Here is a 5,991-nt window from a genome sequence, read left to right as displayed (position 1 = left end):
TCCTGGCCGGCGGCACAGCGGCTCCGCGCGTCCTCGCAGCGCTCGGCGAGCTCGACATCCGATGGATGCCGCGTGGCGATGCCGCAGATGCGCGTGGCGAGATCGCAGATGGACTCCGACGCCTGACACGCCGTGCCGCAGTCGGCGCCGCCGCTCTGTGGGATCGCGTTCGTGAGGTCGCGCTCGAGCTGGAGCATCGAGCCCCCGTAGGACATGACGGTCTGCTGCTCCGCCCCCGTGAGGCGCACGGTCCCGGGCGTCGAGGGCGGCGGTGGCGGCGGAGGACGGCCGGGCACGTAGTCGCCACCGCCGACGTCCATGCCGGCCGCGCTCGTACCTCCGCCACCCGCACCCGCGCTGCCGCCGGACGAGGAGTCCATGGCCTCGCTCGAGGGCTCGCCGCCGCCCGACGGAGCAACCTCTGGCTGCCCGCCTCCGCACGAGACGCCGAGCAAAGCCGCGACCCAGAGGCTCGCGACGACGACGCGCGCGCGCATCGTCACGATCCACCGCAGCGCGCGGTGACCTCTTCGGTCCGCTCGCGACAACGTTCGCGCGACTCCTCGCAACGCGACTCGAGATCGTCGTCGCTCGGGTGACGCGCCGAGATGCCGCAGATCCGCTCCGCGAGCTCGCACATCGCGCGAAGGTGCTCGCGTGCCGCCGAGCAGTTGGGCCCTCCGCCCGCGGACAGCGCAGCCGAGAGCTGCTCGGCGCGGCTGGACGCGTCGGCGGTCCACAGATCCACGTCGCGACGCTCGGCCACCGACAGGCCATCCGGCTCGACGATCATGATCCTCGGCGACTGCGGCCGGTCGTCGCGCCCCGTCGTCGAGGTCGGGGCGGCGTCCGCTCCAGCGCCGTAGCGCGGGTTGGCGCTCTGCACCGCGGGCGTCTCGCTGCGCGCGGCGCGTACCGCGCAACCTCCGGACGCGAGGCCGAGCACGCACAGCCCGATCGTCATCCACCCTCGCAGTCGACCTCGCGGGAGAGCCCCCGTCATCCATCCTCTCCAAGCGCGCGCCTGAGCAGCTCCTCGTTGATCCGAAGCGCGCGATAGAAGTCGTCCGCAGCCTCGCGATCGCGTCCGAGCGTCTCGCGCGCTCGCCCTCGTACCACGAAGAGGTTCGCGGCGAACACGTCTTCCGCCACGCCGAGCGCCAGCCCACGTTCTGCCCATCGGAGCGCCTCGTGAGCGCGGCCGTCCCCGAGGTCGAGCTCCGCCAGCCGGAAGGTCGCGTCCTGCACGACGATACGACGGTCCGCCGGCGCCACCGATTCTGGCGCTTCGAGCTCGACGATGGTGCGGAGCTCGCGCCGGGCGCCGTTTCGGTCCCCGCGCCGCACGAGCTCGTCCGCCCGGACGCTGGCCTGTTGGGTCTCCTCGACCCACACGACGCCGTCGTCGGTGAGCGGGCAACCGGCCGCGAGCAGGGCCACGCACGCGACCAGCATCGCCACGACCGTGGCAACCAGCCGAGGACGCGGGCGCGCGCGCGCGAGCAGCGGGGTCATTTGGTGAACCTCTCGACCCACGCGTGCGCCAGGAGCGCGGCGGGCCTCGCGTCCCGTCGCGAACGCGGACGCGACACCCGGCGGCGCGGCGTCTCGATGCTCGCGAGCGCCCCCGACGGAGCCTCGTCGAGCCCTTCGCACGCGTAGCGCTCGTACGCTTCGGTGACCGTCACCTCGGCGGACGACGAGCCCGCGTAACGCGAGCGGAGCGCGTCGAACACGCCGGTGCGGTAGCCGCGCATCGCGTCCGAGAGGCCCGCCATCGATCCGCCCGACGACGCGGCGCTCGCCTGCGCGCGGAGCAGCTCGATCGACGGAGCAGGCAATCGCGTCGCGACGTCGGTCGCGTCCGGACGCCACGGTCGCACGACGAGCAACACGATCGCCGCCGCGGCCGCGACGCCGCCGATGCCGAGCAACCATCGGATCGCTCGGCCCCAGTCGAAACGCTTCTCGCCGGTGGCTCTCTTCGCGGCCGCCGCGGCCGCCGCGGCAGGCTGTGCGTTTCGCTCGGCCTCGACGAGGAGGTCGCGCAGGATCGCGTCTTCGCGCTCGGGCTCCAGCTCGCCCGCACCCTGGCTGTACCGGAGCAACGACGCCGCCTCGAGCTCGGGCGCGCGCGCATCGAAGGCGCGATCACCCACGTCGTCTCCTTCGAGGAGACGGGCGAGCTCTTCCGCTTCGCGGAGCTCGTCGGCCGTGGGCTCTTCGTCGTCCGGTCGAACCACCTCAGGACTCCTCGGGATCGGAGGACGGTGTCTCGTCGCCGCCTTCCGCTCCCCACGCCGTGCGGAACGACCGCACCGCGCGCAGCAGCAGAACGTCGAAAGTACCTAGCTTCATGTCTAGAGCGTCGGCGCACTCCTGGCGAGAGCGCTCTTCGAGGAACCTCATCTCGAGCGCGCGCCGGTAACGCGGGTTGATCCGTCCGAGCACCTCGGCGACACGACCCGACAACGCCGCCAGATCGCTCGCCCGCTCGGTCAGATCCCGCGGGGTGGGAGGCGCCTCGAGCACCGGCGCGAGCAAACCTTCGAAGCTCACCAGCGCCCGGGTCCTGCGCGCACGCCCACGGTGCATGTCGGTGGCCTTGTTCACGGCGATCCGCACCAGCCAGAACCAGATGCTCGTGCCCTGGTCGTCGAACTGACCGAGCCGCTCGAGCAGGGTGCGGAAGGTCTCGGCGAGCACGTCCTCCGCAGCCGCCTGGTTGCCGAGGCGTGGGACGAGCACCTGCGCGAAGAGCGGGGAAGCGAACGCGCGATAGAGCTCACCGAAGGCGACGCGATCGCCGGTGCGCGCTCGGGCGACCCGCTCGCGCTCCCAGGCGAGCCACTCGGGGCTGTTGAAACGGACGCTGCCGGGCCTCGGCGGTCCCGCCTCGTTCCCCCCCGTGGGGCGCTCGGGTTTCGGCTCGTCGCGCGCCACGCCGCCGCCGCGCTTATCCGGCACTTCGCTCGGCTGTGCAAGGTCTCGATCGAACCGTCCATCGCCTGCTCCCGTTGGTGTGCCCACGTGGGCTGGCTGCCGCGGACCGGAGCTCGGGCCCCTCGACGGGGCTCGAGGTCTACCCCCGGCCCGCGGCCTGCCCGTCCGCGCTTACTCCGCGCCGCCCCCCGACTCGCCGCCACCCTCGCCCTCGGGCGGCGTGTCGGTGCTGGTGTCTCCGCCGGTCCCATCGGTCGACGTCCCGTCGGTGCCTTCACCTTCGGGAGGCGTGGCCTCCGGGTCTCCGCTGCCCTCGCCTTCGTGCTCGCCACCCGTCTCGCCCGTGCCTTCGGGCTCCGCAGCGTCGTCACCACCACAACCACCGAGCGCGAGCCCGGACGCGAGCAACAGAACCGCGAGACACCTTGCTGTCGTCTTCATCATGACCTCCTCGGACGCTCCCAACGCGCCCTCGTTCCCTCAAACGCCTCGGGGCCCCCCCACCTTTCACCCCCGCCCCCCCCGCGGGCCGGGCGCCGGCCGAGGGACCGTCGCGACGGCAGCGCGCTCCGTGACACAAAAGCAAAAATAGCGACAGCTCCGATCTTCATTTGCCCGAGATCGCAGGGTGCTCGCTCGATCGGTGCGTGTCGAAACAACTAAATTGCAAATCCGTGTAAGAGACCGAAGGCCACTGCGTTCTGATGCCGGAGCTGAGCCGAGGGTGGGCGGAGGCGGCTGGACGCCCCCGCGAGCCTGCCGAGACGGCTCGCGTGTCCCCGCTCCGACGCGGGGATGCGGATGCCGCGTTGCGGCTCGGCGACGACACGGACGGAGGGACGGCGATGACGCGATTCAAGAAGATCCTGGCCTGCTTCACGGTAGTCCTGGCGCTCACGGGATGTGGCGGTGCCATGCGCGCCGAGTCCCCGGCGCTGACCACGGCGGCACGCGGCAGCTCGGGCGGCGGCTACGCAGCCGAGGCTGCCGGGGCCGACTACGGCGGCGGCGGCGAAGCCGCCGGCAGCTATGCGGCTCCCACGGCCGCGCCGGGCGGCGGCGACATGATCGCGCCTCCCCCTCCTCCGCCCTCGAGCCCGATGGCACCGGTCACGGTCGCGGGTGGGGTCGCCACCACGACGACCACCACGATCACCGTGCGCCCCGGCGTCATGCCGCCGTACGTGGTGGAGCAGCAGATCCCCGCGGGCGGCCTGCTGACGGCGGCCTCGGTCGGCGACGTCGATCGGCGCGGCGCGTACCTCGAGTACCTCGGCCGCCACGGTGCGGAGCGCGGTCTGCTCGGCATCGACATGAGCCGTCGCGTTCGCGTCCGCGTGGTCGATGGCGTCGGACGTCCCGTCAACGACGCGCGCATCCTGCTCAACGGCGCGGGCGTGCAAGCCCAGGGACGCACCCACGCCGACGGCGTCTGGGACTTCTACCCGAGCTTCGCCGCGCCTCAGTCGGGCGGCACCGCCACGGCGACCATCGACATCGGTCAGACGCGTGTGCAGACGAACGTCGAGATCCCCGCGCAGGGCGATGGCCCCGAGACGGTGGTCCGCCTCAACGGCCTGGTCGCCGCGGCACCGCAGGCGCTCGATCTCGGCTTCCTGATCGACGTCACCGGCAGCATGGAAGACGAGCTTCGCTACGTGAACCGCGAGGTCGCGGACATCACGATGCGCATTCGTCGCCAGATGCCGCAGACCGACATCCGCGTCGGCGCGACCTTCTACCGCGACCGCGGCGACGCCGAGCTCGTGCAGCAGATCGGCTTCAGCGCGAACGTGCCGGGCTTCGCCTCCGCGATGCAGAACGTCCACGCCTCGGGCGGCGGCGACTACCCGGAGGACATGAACACCGGTCTCGAGTTCGCGCTCCGCCGGATGGCCTGGCGCCAGGGCAACGCGGTCCGGGTGCTCGTCGTCATCGCCGACGCGCCGCCGCAGCAGTACGCCGACTCGCAGTTCACCTACCGCCACGCGATGAACGACGCGTCGGCGCGTGGCATCCGCATCCTGCCCGTCGCCGCGAGCGGTGCCGAACGTTCGGTCGAGTACCTGTTCCGCGCCATGGGCGCCGCGACCTCGACCCCGTACGTCTACCTCACCAACGACTCGGGCATCGGCAACGACCACCAGGAAGCCGACACCGACCGCGTCGCCGTCGAGCAGTTCAATCGCCTCCTCGTGCGGATGGTCGTCGCGGACCTCGCGGGCGAAGGCATGCACGAGCCCGGCGCCTTCGGCCCCCGAACCGGTCAGTGAACGAGCCCCTCGGCACCCGCAGGAAAGAGAGCTCGCCATGAACAACGTCGTTCGTCCCGTCCTGACCGTCGCGTCGCTGACCTTCGCCGTCGCCGCCGCGTCTCCCGCCGCCGCGCAGTGGGTACGCCATCCCGATCGCTACGTGGTGGACCCCATCGTCCAACCGACTCCCGTCGTGGTCGTGCAGCAGCCCGAGCCCGTCACGAGCGTCACCGTCGAGCGCCGCACCGTCGTGCACGAGGTCGACGTCGACACCGTGGAGACGACGACCGGGCGCGACCCGTACGACACGAGCAGCATCGTCGTCGCGGGCGCCGGCGTCGGCGGCCTGCTCTTCGTGGGCGACGGGTTCGGCGGCGCGACCGTCGCCTACCGCCTGCACTTCGGGCTCGCGGTGGATCAAGCCGAGTTCGGCCTCCGCTTCGACATGGCTCCCGACGCGATCTCGACGACCGACTCCGACGGCCGCGTGACCGACGCAGGCATCTACACGCTCGGTGCGACCTTCAACTACCGGTTCCTCCCGAACGCCGACGTGCATCCGGTGCTCGGCGTCGGGCTCGAAGGCGTCGCGTACGACCCGTCGGCCGGCGAGGCTTCGGTGGCCTTCGCGATCACCGGGCGCGGCGGTCTCGAGCTCGCCTATCCCTTGGCCGACGGCGCGCTCGCGCTCGGCATCGACGTGACCGGCCACCAGCTGCTCGGCGGCCGCGACTTCCCGGACGAGGTCGGCAGCATGGTCTCGTTCGGCGCCTACGTGGACTACCGCTTCTGA

The 5,991-nt window shown here is 72.0% G+C and carries 8 protein-coding genes; 2 read left to right on the top strand and 6 right to left on the bottom strand.

What is annotated here, in order from left to right:
* The 6 genes from IT293_18895 to IT293_18870 form a co-directional block, all read right to left on the bottom strand.
* On the bottom strand, positions 1-497 hold a 497-nt coding region (locus tag IT293_18895), incomplete at its 3' end, for a hypothetical protein (protein MCC6766732.1).
* 2 nt (positions 498-499) lie between these two features.
* Entirely contained in the window at positions 500-964 is a 465-nt protein-coding gene (locus IT293_18890; GenBank protein ID MCC6766731.1) for a hypothetical protein, read from the bottom strand.
* Between the two features lie 35 nt (positions 965-999).
* Positions 1,000-1,515: a hypothetical protein gene (locus IT293_18885; protein MCC6766730.1), complete on the bottom strand. Its 516-nt coding sequence runs from the start codon at positions 1,513-1,515 to the stop codon at positions 1,000-1,002.
* A complete protein-coding gene (locus IT293_18880) occupies positions 1,512-2,243 on the bottom strand; it encodes a hypothetical protein (GenBank protein ID MCC6766729.1) in 732 nt (243 codons plus the stop codon). Before IT293_18880 ends, IT293_18885 begins: the two co-directional genes overlap by 4 nt.
* 1 nt (position 2,244) lies before the next feature.
* On the bottom strand, positions 2,245-2,967 hold the full coding sequence (locus IT293_18875; GenBank protein MCC6766728.1) for a sigma-70 family RNA polymerase sigma factor: 723 nt from the start codon (positions 2,965-2,967) through the stop codon (positions 2,245-2,247).
* Between the two features lie 147 nt (positions 2,968-3,114).
* Entirely contained in the window at positions 3,115-3,384 is a 270-nt protein-coding gene (locus IT293_18870) for a hypothetical protein (GenBank protein MCC6766727.1), read from the bottom strand.
* 404 nt (positions 3,385-3,788) lie between these two features.
* Here IT293_18870 and IT293_18865 point away from each other — a divergent pair, with 404 nt between their 5' ends.
* Together IT293_18865 and IT293_18860 are read left to right on the top strand one after the other, a co-directional pair.
* Positions 3,789-5,216: a VWA domain-containing protein gene (locus tag IT293_18865; GenBank protein ID MCC6766726.1), complete on the top strand. Its 1,428-nt coding sequence runs from the start codon at positions 3,789-3,791 to the stop codon at positions 5,214-5,216.
* Between the two features lie 37 nt (positions 5,217-5,253).
* Positions 5,254-5,991: a hypothetical protein gene (locus IT293_18860; protein ID MCC6766725.1), complete on the top strand. Its 738-nt coding sequence runs from the start codon at positions 5,254-5,256 to the stop codon at positions 5,989-5,991.

This window comes from Deltaproteobacteria bacterium (assembly GCA_020848745.1).
In the GTDB taxonomy this organism is placed as follows: Bacteria; Desulfobacterota; Binatia; order UTPRO1; family UTPRO1; genus UTPRO1.
The sequence above is the reverse complement of the archived record's forward strand: the minus strand, read 5'-3'. Positions and strand labels throughout refer to the sequence as shown.